Annotated in this window: 10 protein-coding genes and 1 pseudogene; 5 read left to right on the forward strand and 6 right to left on the reverse strand. The window is 64.6% G+C overall.

Features of this window, described 5'->3' with window-relative positions; all coding sequences use genetic code 11:
• Positions 1–67: 67 nt before the first annotated feature.
• The 4 genes from ACN22W_RS28765 (at position 68) to ACN22W_RS28780 (ending at position 5,233) form a co-directional block, all read left to right on the forward strand.
• On the forward strand, positions 68–664 hold the full coding sequence (locus ACN22W_RS28765) for a fimbrial protein (protein WP_419688064.1): 597 nt from the start codon (positions 68–70) through the stop codon (positions 662–664).
• Positions 591–1,451: a molecular chaperone gene (locus ACN22W_RS28770; protein WP_419688065.1), complete on the forward strand. Its 861-nt coding sequence runs from the start codon at positions 591–593 to the stop codon at positions 1,449–1,451. Before ACN22W_RS28765 ends, ACN22W_RS28770 begins: the two co-directional genes overlap by 74 nt.
• 114 nt (positions 1,452–1,565) lie before the next feature.
• Positions 1,566–4,055, forward strand: coding sequence for a fimbria/pilus outer membrane usher protein (locus ACN22W_RS28775; protein WP_419688066.1), 2,490 nt, complete (start codon positions 1,566–1,568; stop codon positions 4,053–4,055).
• A 167-nt stretch (positions 4,056–4,222) separates the two neighbouring features.
• Positions 4,223–5,233, forward strand: coding sequence for a fimbrial protein (locus ACN22W_RS28780; RefSeq protein WP_419688067.1), 1,011 nt, complete (start codon positions 4,223–4,225; stop codon positions 5,231–5,233).
• 238 nt (positions 5,234–5,471) lie between these two features.
• Here ACN22W_RS28780 and ACN22W_RS28785 read toward each other — a convergent pair whose 3' ends face one another.
• Both ACN22W_RS28785 and ACN22W_RS28790 read right to left on the reverse strand, forming a co-directional pair.
• Positions 5,472–8,531: an ATP-binding protein gene (locus ACN22W_RS28785; RefSeq protein ID WP_419688068.1), complete on the reverse strand. Its 3,060-nt coding sequence runs from the start codon at positions 8,529–8,531 to the stop codon at positions 5,472–5,474.
• A 173-nt stretch (positions 8,532–8,704) separates the two neighbouring features.
• Positions 8,705–9,379, reverse strand: a complete 675-nt coding sequence (locus ACN22W_RS28790) for a response regulator (protein WP_129516343.1) — start codon at positions 9,377–9,379, stop codon at positions 8,705–8,707.
• Positions 9,380–9,557: 178 nt separating this feature from the next.
• Here ACN22W_RS28790 and ACN22W_RS28795 point away from each other — a divergent pair, with 178 nt between their 5' ends.
• Positions 9,558–9,980 (forward strand): hypothetical protein, encoded by a 423-nt coding sequence (locus tag ACN22W_RS28795; RefSeq protein WP_419688069.1) that lies wholly within the window; start codon positions 9,558–9,560, stop codon positions 9,978–9,980.
• A gap of 105 nt (positions 9,981–10,085) precedes the next feature.
• On the opposite strand, the gene ACN22W_RS28800 is transcribed toward ACN22W_RS28795, so the two are convergent.
• From ACN22W_RS28800 to ACN22W_RS28815, 4 genes and pseudogenes are all read right to left on the reverse strand, one after another.
• The gene (locus ACN22W_RS28800) at positions 10,086–13,148 is read right to left on the reverse strand and encodes an ATP-binding protein (protein ID WP_419688070.1); all 3,063 of its coding nucleotides are present in this window, start codon (positions 13,146–13,148) and stop codon (positions 10,086–10,088) included.
• 364 nt (positions 13,149–13,512) lie between these two features.
• Positions 13,513–14,536 (reverse strand): annotated as a pseudogene (locus ACN22W_RS28805) (hypothetical protein).
• A gap of 115 nt (positions 14,537–14,651) precedes the next feature.
• Complete coding sequence (locus tag ACN22W_RS28810; protein ID WP_419688071.1) at positions 14,652–15,479, reverse strand: hypothetical protein; 828 nt, start codon at positions 15,477–15,479, stop codon at positions 14,652–14,654.
• Between the two features lie 117 nt (positions 15,480–15,596).
• Complete coding sequence (locus ACN22W_RS28815; RefSeq protein WP_419688072.1) at positions 15,597–16,187, reverse strand: tetratricopeptide repeat protein; 591 nt, start codon at positions 16,185–16,187, stop codon at positions 15,597–15,599.
• Between the last annotated feature and the right edge of the window lie 286 nt (positions 16,188–16,473).

The raw sequence follows: 16,473 nt of genomic DNA on the forward strand, positions 1-16,473 counted from the left end.
CCCCCCGATAACATTTCTCCTGACTCTTCCAAGAGTTAATTCACCTAAATCTCGAACGGAGAAAATCGTGGCTTTCAACAAGAAAATTCTCGCACTGGCAGCATTCGCAAGCATGTTCGCAGCCGGCTCGGCCATGGCGGCTGACGGCACGCTCAACTTTACCGGCTCGATCACGGCCGCATCGTGCTCGATCACGGGCGGCGCAGGCTCCACGGTGACGGGCGGGAAAGGCGACCAGAACATCGCGGTCGACCTCGGCACCGTCAGCGCCGACGCACTCGGCGGCACCGCGGGTGGCGGAATCGCGGCCGGCACGGCGATCAACCTCAATCTCGATTGCGGCAACACCGCGACGGACCTGACCACGGTCAAGGTCAAGTTCGACCCGCTGGCAGGTTCGGGTACCGATTCGAAGAACAACAAGCTGCTGAAGACCACCGGCACGGCCAAGGGCGTCGGCATCGGCGTCTACGACTCCGACAACAAGCTGCTGAACCTCGCTGCCAACGAGACGTTCGACGCACCGCTGGTCAAGGGCGGCACCGCTGAAGCTCCGGTCTACACGGCATCGCTGAACATGCGCGCCGGCTATGTCGCAAACGGCGACAAGGTCGACGCAGGTACGGCAAACGGCACGCTGCCGTTCACGCTCACCTACGAGTAATTCCTTCCAACCGGGCGGCGGGACGGTTCCTGCCCTCCTGCCGCCACACCCGGATTCCGATTTCGACATGAAAAAAAAGCTCATTGCCGGGCTGGTCGCGGCCGGCGCGCTGTTGTCCTTTTCCGTTCCGTCCTGCGCCGGCATTTCGTTGTCCGGCACCCGGGTGGTCTACACCGCCAAAAGCAAGGAAGCGTCCGTACTCGTCAAGAACCAGGCGAAAGACGACGTCATGATCCAGTCGTGGCTGGAAGCGCCGGATGACGCGCACAGCGATCTTCCGTTCGCGATCACGCCGTCCCTCAGTCGCCTCGGCGGCGACAAGCAACAAATACTGCGCATCTTCTATGCAGGCCAGGGCCTTGCAACCGATCGCGAATCGGTCTTCTGGCTCAACGTACAGGAAATCCCGCAGAAGCCGAAGGGGGACAACTCGCTGCAAATCGCAGTTCGCCAGCGCATCAAGCTCTTCTATCGACCGGCCGATCTCCCCGGCAAGCCCGAGGATGCCCCGAGCCAGTTGCAGTGGCGCGTTGCCGGCAACGACGGCAAACCGGCGATGGAAGTCGTCAACGACACGCCTTACTACGTGTCCGTCGTGCGCGCCAGCCTCCATAGCGGTTCGCATGCGTACGTGCTCGCGCCGGAGATGATCGCCCCCAAATCGTCGCAACGCCTCGCGATCAAGGATTTCCGCGGCCAGTCGGTCGGCGCCGACGCAAAAGTCGAATTCGACTCCATCAACGACTTCGGCGCGGCCGTCAACACCGAGTCGACCATCTCGAAATAACAAAAGCAGCGCGTGGTCGTCTAGATCAATCGTTGTTTTCACTCAGTTGTACTAATTCACGAGAGGGCGCGCATTTCTGACATCCGGCAGAGAGGAAACGCACGCGAACAAGGCATGAATACAACCGTAAAGAAAATCGTAGCGGCTTGCCAGGGAGCGTACTGTCTGATGGCGCTCGGCGGGATCGCCGTGCCCACCGCCGTCGAGGCGGCAGAGTTCAACGACATGTTCCTGAAGAAGGGCGAAGCGCCTGTCGAGCTCAAGTATTTCGAGCAGGGCAGCGCAGTTCCGCCGGGAACGTACGATGTCGACGTGTCGCTGAACCAGCGGCGTGCGAAGCGCGAATCCGTTGTCTTTGCGGCGAGTGCGTCGGGCGAAGTCAAGCCGGTGATCACATACGGGCTGCTCAAGTCGCTCGGCGTAGACACGAATCGCCTCGAGCGCGAAGGCAAGCTGGAGTCCGGCCTTGCAGATGACGCACAGGTGAATCTCGCCGACCTCGTTGAAGGCGCGTCGTCGGATTTCGACGTCGGCATGCTGATGCTCAACGTGAGCATGCCGCAGGCCTACGTACCGGGCCAGTCGCGCGGCTATGTCGACCCGTCGCAGTGGAACGAGGGCGTCACTGCGGCCTACACCAACTACCAGGCGAACTTCAGCCACGATACCGACTCAGGGTATCGAAACGACTACTACTATCTCGGCTTGCGCAACGGTCTTAACGTCGGCGCATGGCGGGTCCGCAACGAATCGTCGCTGACAGGGCGCCGCGGCACGGCATCGAGCTTCACGGCCAACCGCACCTATGTCGAGCGCGATCTGCAACGCATCAAGGGCCGGCTGGCAATGGGCGAAGTGTATTCGTCCAGCGAGATCTTCGACAGCGTGCGCTTCCTTGGCGTTCAGGTGAGTTCCGATACGGGGATGCTGCCGGACAACGAGGTCGGCTATGCGCCGGTCGTGCGCGGCATCGCGCAGAGCAACGCCGTCGTGGAGATCCGCCAGAACGGCTACGTGATTTACTCGACGTCCGTTACGCCTGGCGCATTCGAATTGCGCGACATCTACCCGAGCGGCTCGAACGGCGACCTCGAGGTCCGGATCATCGAATCCGACGGCAACGTACGCACCTACCGGCAGTCGTATTCGTACCTGCCGGTCATGATCCGCCGCGGCACGATGCGCTATGCGTTCTCCGCAGGCCAGTACCGCGGCTACGGCCAATCTCGACCCAAGTTCGCGCAAGGCTCGGTGGTATACGGCGTGTCCGACAACCTGACCGGCTATGGCGGCCTCATCGGCGCGGAGCGCTATGCCGCGATCGCGCTCGGCGTTGGCTACAACTCGCCATTCGGTGGCCTGTCGTTCGACATCACGCACAGCCAGTCGAATACACCGGGGCGCAAGGCGAGCGGCCAGAGCTTCCGCTTCCTGTATTCGAAAACACTGACGGCAACCGACACGACGCTCACGATGGTCGGCTATCGCTACTCGACCGACGGTTATCGCACGTTCAGCCAGCACGTCGACGATCTCGACCGCATCCATGGCAATGGCCTGCAACGCCAGAAGAGCCGCGTCGACCTGAACATCAACCAGTCGCTCGGCAACAACGGGTCGGTGTACGCGAGCATCGGCGAAACGAGCTACTGGAACCGTGGCGGCTCGAGCCGCAACATCCAGCTCGGCTACAGCGGCGCACTGAAGAATCTCAGCTACAGCGTTGCGGTCGCGCGCACGCAGGACACCGGTCCGTTCGCGCGCTCCGACACGCAGATCAGCGCATCGATCAGTATTCCGCTCGGCGGCGGCACGCGCTCGCATCGCGCGTTCGCGAATACGGTCGCTTCGACCGGCGGTGACGTGAACGTCCAGGCCGGCGTCAGCGGCTTCCTGAACGACCAGAACACGGTCAACTATTCGGTTCAGGGCAGCTACGCGAAGGATTCCAGTGGCTCCGGCGGCGCAAGCCTCGGATGGGATACCCCACTGGTCAAGCTCAGCACGAACTACAACCAGTCCGGACACGGCAAGCACGTGGACGTCGGGGCATCGGGTTCGATCGTCGCGCACCGCGGCGGAATCACGCTTGGCCAGACGGTCGGGGAAACCTTTGCGATCGCCGAGGTTCCGGGCGTGCGCGGCGCGCGCTTCTCGTCGTCGTCGAGCATCAGCACCGATCGACGCGGTTATGCCGTCCTGCCGTACGTACAGCCGTATCGCTACAACTGGCTCAGCGTCGATACGGAAAGTCTCGATTTCGATACCGAATTGACCGACAGCTCGAAGCCGGTCGTGCCCACACGCGGCGCAATCGTCACCGCACGTTTCGACGCGGAATCCGGGCGACGTATCCAGTTCGACGTGACGACGGAAAACGGCCGCAAGGTGCCGTTCGGCGCAACCGCGTACAGCGCGGACGGGAAGATGCTGGGTATGGTTGACAACGATTCGCGCGTGCTCGTGTTCGGCGTACAGGATCAGGGGCGCCTGTCCATTCGCTGGAGCGAAGGGACGTGTGAAGGCAACTACGTGCTGCCTGAACGAACCAAATCGGTTGCTTATGAGCGCGTTGCGATGAGTTGCCGCATGGCTGGCCGGTGAAGGGTCGTGATGGATGTGTATGCGCTCCACCGACCTGGTCGATCAATGCTCGTACGCCGGAACATGCTCGCCGGCTGCATTGTAGTCAAACCGCGACGTTGGTGACGTCACGCCCTTACGCCTCTACTCCGTCATCTTCTTCATTGAAAAAGACACGCGATATGAACATGAAAAAACTTACTATCGGCCTGACCGCGGGCGTGTTGGCCATTTCGTCCAGCGCAGCGCTCGCCGCAATGACTTGCAAAACGTACTCGGGCGGATCCAACATCCCGAGCCCAGACCCCGTCGTCGTCACACTTGCTGCGTACAACGCGCCCAGCTTCGATCCCGAGGTGCCAAACGGGACCATTATTGCATCGCAGGAAGCCAGCCTCGTGAGCGGCGGCGCGGGAGAGGTCACTTGCGAGTCATATATCTATAAAGTCCGCCACGGCACGCTGAGTGAAGCATCCGATCCAACTTACCACACTCTTCCGACAACGGTTAGTGGCGTCGGCGTGAGGATGCGATTTTCCTCCGGCGGCAATACCGACTGGTGGCCATGGGAATTCACCACCCCCGGGGTTAGAGAGATAACCTTCACCTCAATCCCCGTCGTCATTGAACTGGTCAAAACCGGGAGAATCACGGCCGGTGGATCTCTCAGCGGAGAACTCGCCGGTTCATGGGTCAAGAACTCTTGGGGCGAATCCTTCAAGTATCGGATATTCAAGCTCAGCGGCTCGATCCAGATCAAGCCCACCGTGCCAACCTGCGCGGTCACGACGAAGACGGTCAACGTTCCGTTCGGCGAAGTGAGCATGACCGACACGGCTGGCGGACCCGAAAAGTCGTTCAAGATCGGCCTGAAATGCTCCGGCGGCACGGGCACGGCGAAGACTCGGATGTACATCACGTTGACGGATGCGACCAAATCCGCCAATCGGAGCAACATCCTGAATCTGACGAGTAATTCGACCGCGGAGGGCGTGGGTATCCAGATAAAAAATGGTTCGACGCTTGTCTCGTATGGTCCCGATTCGAGCGCGAAGGGTAACCCGAATCAATGGTTCGTCACGGAAACCGGCAACGCAGAGATCGAGATTCCGCTCACTGCGCGTTACGTCAGGACGGGCGCCAAACTCAAGGGTGGCACCGCCGACGCGATTGCCACTTTCACGATGAGCTATCAGTAATCCGGTGCCGTGCGGGGTCTCACGCCACGCACGGCCGCCGTTTGCGCATCACGCGGTAGACGCATGCACGCTACCGCTCAATTTCCCCGCCTCCGCGGTGTATCGCATGCGAGCACACGCAACCTGTTGATGCACCGCCTTCCCCGCCTGCTTGCCGTCAGTCGCATGGCCGACGTCAAACCGTTCCGCGGCAGGCCAGGCAGTCCGCAACGGACAACGCTACCTGCGCACGTCCGTATCACAGCCCCGGCTGAACCAGCCGCTGCAATGCCAATCCGATCTCATCCCGGAAACCTGGCCAACGCGCGCCAAGGGCATCCACACCACTCTCGCCCAAGACGGCCTCCATCTCCGCACAAGCATCCCGCGCGTCCCCATCACCCGCCATCGCGAACCCACCCCGCATCGAATGCAGTTCGACCTTGATCGATTCGATCTCTCCTTCCGGCAGCGCCGCTTCGATCACCGCCAGCGAACATAGCGTCGCAGCGTTCAGCGTCTGCCGAATCTCGGCGGTCACCACTGGCCGACCGTCACCCGCCGCCGCCGCATGTGCATCACGGCTTGCCGCCACCCGCCGCCCGCCATGTCGCCGCAACACTGCTTCGAGCGTTCCGATCGACAACGGCTTCAACACGACCTCCACCGCCCCAGCCCGCTCACAGCGCCGACGATCTTCATCGGTCGCGTGCGCGGTCATCGCGATCACCGGCACCGTCGCCCCCTGCTCCCGCAGGAAATTCGCCAGCGCAAACCCGTCCAGCTCGGGCATGCCGAGATCCGTCAGCACGACGTCGAACGGATGCTCGAAGAACGCGCGCATCGCTTCCACGCCGTTGCAAACGATCGTGGCGTCGTAATGCAGCGCATCGAGCTGGTCGCGCAGCAATGCGCGGCTGGCGGGATGATCCTCGGCGACGAGCACACGCAGCGGCTCCTCGTCGTCGTCCCAGGCCAGCGTGCCCGCTTCGGCACCCGCCGTCGCGCGAAGCACGTCATCCGCTTCGGATGCCGATCCGTACCCGCGCACCGCATCCGCGAACGCCGGCAGTTCCGGCGTGTCGATGCGCCAACCGGGCGCGGCATCGGGCAGCGGCAACGCGGCGGTAAATGTCGTGCCTTCGCCAAGCCGGCTTACGACGTTCAGTTCGCCGCCCATCAGCGTCACGATGCGCTTGCACAGCGGCAACCCGAGCCCCGTGCCGCCGAAGCGGCGATACACCGATGCGTCGGTCTGGATATAAACGTCGAACAGCGTCGACATGCTGTCTTCGGGAATGCCGATGCCCGTATCGCGAACGACGATCTCGACACGCGGCCCAGCCGTGCCGGCCGGCGCGGGTCGCGCTTCGACCGTCACGCCGCCGCGCTTCGTGAACTTGATCGCATTGCTGACGAGGTTCGACACCAGTTGACGCAGCCGGGTCGGATCGCCGACGTAGCCGTCGGCCAGATCCGGGGCCACGCGACAAGCAAGCTCCAGGTTCTTCTCGTCTGCGAGCGGCCGGAACATCGCGGTCACGTCGTCCAGCATGCGACGCAGATCGAACGGGATGCTTTCGAGCACCATCTGGTTCGACTCGGCCTTCGACAGGTCGAGCACGTCGTTGATCACGCGCAGCAACGCATCCGACGACGACGCAACCGTATTCAATCGCCGCTGCTCCGCCGACGGCAGCGACGCGCGCGCCATCAGTTCGAGATTGCCGATGATCGCGTTGAGCGGCGTGCGGATCTCGTGACTCATCGTCGCGAGGAACGTCGATTTGGCCTTGTTCGCGTCCTCGGCGGCCACGCGCGCTTCACGGAGCGTCTCCTCCACTTCCTTGCGCGCGGTGATGTCGATCAGCGTGCACAGCAACACGTCGATGCCGCGGTACTTGGCACGCACCATGTGAGCGTCGAGATACGCGGTGCCGTGCTCCGCTCGCTCGATCGCGAATTCATGCGTGACGAGCCCGTGCGCGCCATCGTCGACGCGCACCTCGTCGCGATAAACCTGCCACAGTCGTTTGCCGAGCGGCGGCCCCGACACGGCCTTGTCGTAGGCAGCCATCGCATCGTTGCGCACGATCGCGTCGCCGTCGGCGAGCGACAGCAGTGCGAGCCCGGCCGGCGCCGTGCGAATCAGTGTGCGGTTCAGCGCCTCGCTTTCGATCAGTCGTACCGCGCGCCGATTGGCAGGACGCAGCGCGCGCCGATCGAACAGGACGATCGCGGTCCACAACACCGCAATGCCGAACAGCGCCAGGACGCACGTGATGCCGATGCGCGTGGCATTGGCCATCGCCACGCTTTGCCACGAAACGCTCTTGATCAGCACGAGGTCGGCCCCTGGCAGGCGATCGCCAAGCACGAAGCGGCCGCCGATGCGATGCGGGATGGCTGGCGCACGATCCCGATTCAGCACGCGATCGAGCATTCGCGCGACGACTCCGCTGTCATGCGTCCGCCCCATCACGATATGCCCGCTCGTGTCGACGAGCACTTTCTCTTCGTCCGGCGCCTGCGGCGCCATGATCCGGTCGAGTTCGGGACGCCCGTTGAAGACAAGCCATGCGAACGGCTCGCCGTTCACGTTGCGCAGCCGTTGCGCGATCCGGGTCACCGGCCTGCCAAGCAACGGATCGTCGCGCGTCTCGATGACGACGCGGTCATCGACACCCGCCGGTTCGAGGCGTCGCGCCAGCGCGTGCAGATCGGACGGAGCCAGCCGCGCGGGAGCCCGCTCAGCCAGTTCGGCGCCGAACAACACCAGATAGTCGTCGTTCACGCCGATCAGGTAAGCCGAGAAACTCAGTGCAATCGAAACCGGTGACGGCGTGGCCACGGCGTGGCCCATCCGGTAGAGCGCGCCGATATAGCGCAGATACGCAGCAGGCGAATGCCCCGGCGTGATATCGGCAAACCCGACGACCCTCGACTTCCCGTACGGGTTAGGCCAATCCAGTCGGCCGCCATTGTCGATCAACGTTTGCAGATCGGCCGGCGGCACGACTTCGGGGTTGCTGTTGGCCGCGGTCATGTTGTCGGCGAATCGTCCAAGCAACACCTTCGTCACCTGCAACTCGCCGTGCAGTTGCGCCGCGTCCCGCAGGAACGACGAGCGCATCTGGGCAACGTAGTCACCGACGGCGAGCCGGACGACCAGGATCGCGCACAGCACGATGAACGCGGTGATCGCCACGCCGCCGCCGTACAGCAGCGCGTGCTGCTGGCGCCGGACCCGGACCGGGTCGAACGGCTTGCCGCCCACGGCGGCGGCCTGCGCGGCCAGCCTTTTCAGTTTGTCGGGCATACGATTCGCCGTGGTTTCACTGTTGTCGAACGTGAGCCGGTATTCGCCCGTGCCGGCGGCAGCTTGCCGCGGGTGCAACCGTCACGCATCGAACCTGCGCGCAGGAACATTGCGGCACCGTGCCGCCCTCACGGCTCGCCTGCCCGTGGCCCGTACCGAGCCGTGTGTGCAGGTCAGTCACGCGCGGCGGGTGCGCCCGGAGCGGACGGATCCTGCACGTCGCCTTCGTCCGCATACCGGATCAGGTCCGCGTCGCGAACGATTCCCAGCTTCTTCATCGCGCTCGACTTCTGGGAACTGATGGTCTGCTTGCTGCGATGCAGCTGCGTGGCGATCTCGCCCACCGTATAGCCCGCGCCAAAGAGCCGGACCACCTCGATCTCCCGGGTGGTCAGCGCACGCGCGACGGGCATGGAATCACCGTCCTGCAGCAGCTGCTTGACGAACGGCGACATGTAGTTCGCGCCGACGTAGGCCGCATGCACGGCGCCGATCAGGTGCGACAGCGCATCGGACTTGCTCAGGATGCAGTGCACGCCCTGCTTGTGAATGGCGCGCAGCACGCTCGGATTGTCGATCATCGTGATCGTCACGATACGCAGCGCGGGGTAACGGCGCTGCAGGAACGACAGCAGCACGAGACCATCGCCGTACTTGCCGCCGGGCATCACGTAATCGAGCACGAGCACATCGCTCGGTTGCGCGTCGAGCGCGGCGACCAGATCCGTCGAGTTCGAAACGGCGCCCGCGAGCTTGATCGTGCTGTTGCCTTGCAGCGCCTGCGACATCCCGAGCGCTGATGCCGGATGATCGTCCGCCACCATCACGCGCACTGAGAATTCGTCCATGTACCAGTTTCTCCCCGAGGCTTTCGTTCACGCATCCGGCTCGCGCCGCGACAGGCGCGCGCTCGCGTTGTCGGCCAATAGTCAGCCGCGTTCGGCTCGCCGGACGACAATGACTTAATTTTAAGATAAATCCGGCTTCGTTTAGCGGTCGGGCGCGACCGTCCGCGCGCCGCGCATCTTGCGCCCCAATGAGCAGGCGCGCTTCGGCGCCGCCCTCTCGCGGCTCGCGCAGCGGCCGAATCGAATCCGGGTGCCGTGGACATCCGCCGTGCGGCCCGCACCGTACACGGCGACGGCGGCGCTGGCGATCGGGCCCGAATCGATCGATCTTACCCGCGTATCGTACGCCGGGCAGCGCGACGGGCAAGCGCGGCGTGATCCCGATGCACGTCTGCCCTACATCACACGCTACCGGTTCGCCGACTCGCGAGGTTCGTCATGCTGGCTGCCTTCCTGTTGCATTTTCCATTCGTTGATCGCGCGCCGCCGCTGGGCCGGCGACATCAGCAGATACTCGTTCATCATCGTCAGAAACTCCCTCCGTGATTTTTCGGACAGTGTCGCGAATTCGATCAACAGCGCGAATATCTTCCCCAAGTGACGCACGGCCTTCCCCTCCGGTGTGATTTGAAATCCGCCGCGTTACAGACGTCGGTCCCCTGCCTTTGTTATCTCGGACATGCGTTGCTGAATTCACTGTTGCCGGTTACCTGCCATGCAATGCCGCCTCACGATCGGCCGTCCTGCTTGCCGCGTCGCACCGCTGCCACGCGGGCGCGAGCGCGCCGCGCAGGTGCGCGAGCGTCACGGGTTTCGTCAGCACGCGCCGCACGCCAGCCGCGATGCAACGGCGCATGCCTTCGGGTGTCATGTACGACGTGACGACCAGCACGTCGCACGCCGCGGCGCGGCCGCGCGCGGCTTCAGCCAGTTCGTGCGCGGGCAGATCGGGCAGGTCGCCACCGATCAGCAGCACGTCCCAGCCTCCGCCGGCCAGCGATTCGAGCGCCGCGCGCCCGGACCCGACCTCGGTCACCGTGCAGCCGAGCGCATGCAGTTGCTCGCGGAAAATGGATCCGTCGACGGCTTCGTCATGCGCAACCAGCACGCGCAATGCACGGGAGACGAACGGCTGCAGCCACACGGGCCCGGTGCGCCGCCGGCCCCGGATATCGACGTGCGACGGCTCGGCGGCAGATGAAGGGGCGATCGCACTATCGCGGGGACACGATTCCATGCACGTCAGCGCGGCGCGCAGACCGCCGAGCGAATAACTCGATACGCGCACCGTACCGCCCGCGCGGTGCGGTTCGAGCGGGCCGTCGCGCGTCGCCAGAATCAGCGGCGCACAGCCGCGCAGGCTGCCCAGTTCCACGTGCGACCAGGTGTCGGGATCGCCGACCAACACGACCGGGCCCGCCAGTTCGCCCGACAGGCGCGACGGACTGTCATACACGTCGACGTCGAATCCCCACGCACGCAGATGCGGCAACACAAATTCGCGCCACTCGGGCTGCGCGGCAACGAGCGTCAGCACACAGGCTTGTGCACCCTGCAGCCGGCCGCGCGCGGCGATGTCCGTGCCGAGCGGCACACGCATCGTGAAGCAACTACCGATGCCCGGCTCGCTCGTGACCTCGATGCGGCCGCCCATCGCCGCGACGAGCCGGTCGCACAGCGCAAGCCCGAGCCCTGTGCCGCCATAACGCCGCATGATCGACGTATCCACCTGCGAGAACGCCTTGAACAGCTTGTGCCGATCCTCCGCGGCAATGCCGATCCCGGTATCCTCGACCGCGATCGACAACGCCGGCCCATCGTGACCGCCGGCGACAACGGCGCAACGCACGGTCACGCGGCCCGCATCCGTAAACTTGATCGCGTTGTTCAGCAAGTTACCGAGTACCTGAGCGAGCCGTGTCGGATCGCCGCGCATCCGCTGCGTGCTGCAGGCGTCGACCTCGCAGAACAGTTGCACGCCCTTCGCTTTCGCGATCGGTGCGAATGCGCTCAACTCGCGCGCGACCGTCGCGATCACGTCGAACTCGATCGACTCGACCCGCATCGCGCCGGCCTCGATCTTCGAGAAATCGAGAATGTCGTTGACGAGCGCGAGCAGGCTCGTCGCCGACGTGCGCAGCGTGCCGACCCGGCCGTGCTGGACCGCATCGAGCGCCGAGCGCTCGAGCAGCTCGAGGTTGCCGAGGATCACGTTCAGCGGTGTGCGGATCTCGTGACTCGTCGCCGCGAGGAACGACGATTTCGCGGCGTTGGCCGAATCGGCCGCGCGCACCGCCTCTTCGAGGCGCTGCGTGAGCTGCCGCTTCGCGGTCGTGTCGGCGACCGCGGCGATCAGCACGTCCGCGCCTTGGTAGCGCGCGCCGCACGCAATGAATTCGAAATGCAGGTGCGCGGCCTCGTCGCCGCCGAGCAGCAGATCGTCGTGCAGCACGCCGCTCGCGTCGCCGCTCGCGACATGCGCCTGCCACGCGGCAGCCACCTGGTTCGACAGCGCGTGATAATCGCCGCCGAGCCGCGCGACCATGTCCGTCAATGCGGGGCTCGCGAGCAGGAAATGCCCGTCGTCGCGCGCGATCAGACCGAGCCCGATCGGCGCCATCTCGATCACGCTGCGGCACAGCGCCTCGCTGTCGAACACGCGCTGCGAGCGCGCGTAGAGCGGCGCGAACTCGCGCCGGTAAAAGCGCAGCAGCAACCCCCACATGACCGCGAGCGTCAGCAGCGTCGCCGCCACCAGCGTGCCGGCCGAACGCGCGACGCCGGTCGCGATGTCGACCCACGACAACGCGTACGTGAGCGTCCAGCCCGTCGATTCGAGCTTGCCGTGAAACAGCAGGAAACCGTCGCGGAACACCGGCGAGCCCGACGACGCGCCGCCCCGCCACGGAGCCAGCTCCAGCAGGCGCGCCGCGCGACCGGCGTCACCCACGGCGGGATCCATCGCGACGAGCCGGCCATCGGCCGTCGTGATGGTGAACGCGCCTTCGGGACGATAGTCGGCCAGCCACGACAGCAGGTACTCGGGCGGGTATTCGGTCGCGAGCACCGCGAACGTTTTGCCGTTGTCGTGCGCCTCGGCCGCGATCCGGATACGTGGCTGCCCCGATACGGGATCGGTGAACGGCGCCAGCCAGCGCACGTGCGGGCGGGCATCGACGACACCCGGATATGCGCGCTCGAAATCGATGCGCAGTGCGTCCAGCACGCGTGCGCGCTCGTCGGGCGATACCAGCGCGGGATCGTCGCGGTTCCGGTTCGGCACCAGCCCGAACATGCCCGTGCGCGTGCTGTAGTGGTAGCCCTCCAGCGTGCGTCCGCGATTGATCGAGCTCGCCGCGCAGATGCGCGACAGCAGCACCGACAGCGACAGATAGCGCGCCACCTCGGCGCGGTCGCCGGTTTGCCCGGGCACGCCGAGCACGAGCGACGGATGCGGCCGGAGCGCGACGCGTTGGTCGTCGCGGAAGAATGCATCGACAGCCGATGCGGGTGCGCTATTGGCCTCGCGCCAGATCAGCTGCGCATTCGCGACGCCGTTGCGGAACGACGTCTCGCTCACCTGGATCTCGTTGAGCGTCTGCTCCAGCCCATTCAGGTAGTTTCGTCGTTCGCCCTCGACATGGCCCGAGACGATCGCCACCATCCCGAGACCGCACGCGATCAGGACCAGGACCGTAACGACAATGCCGCCACCGAACACCGAAATGCTCAGATAGCGGCGCAGGGATTGAAGCGAACTCTGCGGCATGACGCGCGGCGGCGGCCGCGACCTCGAACAATGCCGATTCGGATCGCAAGCCCTCGCCGGAACTCACCATGGAAAAGATGGAATGAATTCCGACGATGCCAAACGCGTGTACGAGCGTCCACCCCGAGTGAACCGTTTCGTACACGTCAAGTGTCATTGAATCGATATTTAGAACTTGACCTAGATTCGATGCCGTAAAGGGCCGCAACAGGACGCGTCCCAGCCGTGCGTCGAAACATGCGACGCGCGGCCGGGAGGGGAAGGAATGAGGAAAAAAGCGGGGGCGAGCCCGAAAGCGGCGGGCCCCCGCGGAGACGCCGCGCAAGCGGCGAGGCACATGGACAACCGGCGAACGACGGCCGGTTCAGTTCTGCGTAAGCGGGTTGAGCGTCGTGCACAGGAAGCCCGTGCAGTTCGTCGGCTTGAAATAGAACGACGCCATCACCGGGCTGGTCGTACCGAGCGCGAGATCGCTCAGATACGCGGAGCCCTGCGCGCCGTACGTGTTCGACTGCTGGACGAACGCGGCGCCGGTCGACTGGATCGTGGCCGATTGATATGTGAAGGTCGGCGACTGCGTCTGGTCCTTCACGTAGACCCACGAGATCGTGCTGCCGAACAGCATCCCGCCCTTCGCGCGATAGCCCTTTGCGCCTTCGCTGTTGGCTTGCGCGATGAAATCGCTGACGGTCGTCGTCGGCACCAGCGCATCGTACGTATAGGTCGCGCTCGACGCGTTGTTCTTCATGTACACGTTCGCCTGCACCGATCCGATCACCATCGGGCCCAGGAACCAGTAGCCCGACTGGCCCTGGCCGTTCGCCTGCGTGAGGAATGCGTTCGGGTCGGCCGGCAAGCCGGTCGTCGTGTACGTGTAAGTGGCCGACGAGCCGCCGTCCTTGCGATAGAGATAGCCGTACGTGAGCGGCCCTTCGTAGCGGTAGCCGCTTGCGCCTTGCGTGTTGGCCTGACTGACGAAACCCGGCATGTCGGCCGGCGTCGCCTGCAGTTGGTACGTGTACGTCTGAACGGTGCCGTCGCTCACGAAGATCGAGCGCGACCCGCCGCTGGATGCGTTGTAGAAGTAGTCGCCGAGATAGCGGTAGCCCTTCGCGCCTTCGCTGTTGAGCAGCGTCAGGAAGCTCGCCTGATCCGCCGCGGTCGGCTGTGCGTCGTAGCGCAGCGTCAGCGTGCTGCCGCCCGAGCCGCCGCTGCCGCCGGTTCCGGTGCCGCCGGTTCCGCCCGACCCCGTGCCGCCGGTGCCACCGGTTCCGCCGTTAATTGCTCGCGCCCGATCCGCCGCCGGACGCTGCGGGCGAGGAAGCGTCATCGCCGCCGCAAGCGGTCAGCGCCAGACAAGTCAAAACGATCAATGCAGCGGCTTTCATCGGGATCACCTCGAAACGTAAAGGACGAGTGAAGCCGGCACGCGCGGATCACACCGCGCGCACGGACCGTCGGGAATCAGGAATCGACCGGCGGCACGCTGCCGGCCCGTGAACGTCAGTTGACCTGGAGCTGGCCACCGCGGCCGAGCCCGCCCTTGACGTCCTGCGCCTTGTAGCTGCGCAGTGCGACGACCATCTTGTTGTACGCGTCGATGAACGCGACGACGGTCGCCTTGCCTTCCGGCGTCGTCGAGAAGCCGGCGAGGGCGCCGCCCACGCCGCCGCCGAAACCACCGAGCGCCGCGCCGTAGTTGGTCGCCGTCGAGCTGCCTTCCGACGCCGCGATCTGCACCGCGGAGCGCACGTCGAACAGCGTCAGCGTGACGACCGATGCCTTCGTCTGCAGGTGGCCGGCCACCGCCGCCACCGCGCTGTTGCCGATCAGCCCGCCGATCATGCTGCCGATGCCGCCGATCGGCGAATCGTTGATGACGATCTGCGGTTCCATGTAGTAGTCGGCCGCGACACGCTGGCCCTTCTGCTGCTTCGAGCCCGCGCGGTATTCGCCCGAGTTGCGCTGCAGTTGCGTGATGCGCGACAGGCGCGCGTCGCTCTTCTGGTTGCCGATCGACGTGATCACGAAGCAGTTCGACTGCTGCACGGCCAGGCGCAGCAGCGGATCGATGGTCGTCATCTTGGTCGCGCTGCCGAACGGGCCCCACCAGTCGGCGTTACGGCCGTCGTCGACGGCGATCGTGCCGAGCGGCGACGCGCAGCGCTGCAGCCCCGAATCGGCGCCGGCGCTCGTGCCGCCTGCGGCCGCGCCCGTCACGCCGGCGTTCTGGCCGCCGGGCGTCACCACGCCGCCGCAGCCCGCGACGGAGGCGCAAAGCGCTGCGACCAGCGCACCTTGAGTGAGACGATGGGAAAGGATGGTCTTCATGTCGTTATCGATCGAGTGAGTCGTTGTTCGGCTTATGTGTTCGTGCGAACTTCGTAAGCCCCCCGGGCTTGGCGCGATGGTGGTCTCCCCGCTGCCGCCCCGTTGCTTCCAGCCCGGTCAGTAGTACCAGTACGTCTGATTCCAGACGCCGTAGTACGGATAGCCCGAGTACCAGTAGCCGTAATAGACGTCACGCCATTGCGTGCGCCATTTCCAGTCTTCTTCGTCTTCCTTCTTCGCCTTGCGCGCGAGCTCGAGCAGCTTCTTCGACTCCTTGTCGCCGCGGCCTGCCGCGATCGACAGCCACTTGTCCGCTTCGCGCGGATCCGAGCCCATTTCCTCGAGACCGAACAGGTAGAAACTGCCGAGCGCCTTCTGCGCCTGCAGGTCGCCGCGCTCGGCTGCGTCGCGCATCCACTTGAGTGCCTGGTAGCTGTCCTGGCGCACGCCGTCGCCGCGGAAATAACGCAGGCCGAGGTCGTAGGCCGCCTTCGGCTGGGTCTTCGCGGCTTGCTTCAGCGCAACGATGCGCGGCGCTTCCCGGTCTTCCGCATCGTTCTTCTTTTGGTAGGAGACCTGATCTTTGGGACGATCTGAACAGCCAGTGTCGTCGCAGATTCGCACCGTGTTGCTCGTCACGGACGGATCCTGCGCGCACGCGGCCAGCAGCAGCAACAGCAGCCCCGGTGCGAGTAAACGGCGGTACATTGGTACTTTCCTCAAGTTTTATTTGCGCCGCAATTCTTCGAGCTTTCACCCCCGTGAGCTCGCACCCGGCTGCGCGCGGCGCAGCGGATACAATCCGCCGACGCCGACACGCTATCCAAGGCTCTCTCAGGTTCTCTCTTCGAATCGTTCAGTCACTGCTTCATTGCCGTCGCTTTTCGCTCGACCGGTTACGCCGGTATCGATCTCAAAACATGACGCGACAAACAAAGGTGACGTGGTGAGCAATAATAATGAAGAAAAATGGCATGTCAAGGTCATTCGCTTT

The sequence above is a fragment of the Burkholderia theae genome (assembly GCF_048565265.1).
Classification (GTDB): Bacteria; Pseudomonadota; Gammaproteobacteria; order Burkholderiales; family Burkholderiaceae; genus Burkholderia; species Burkholderia theae.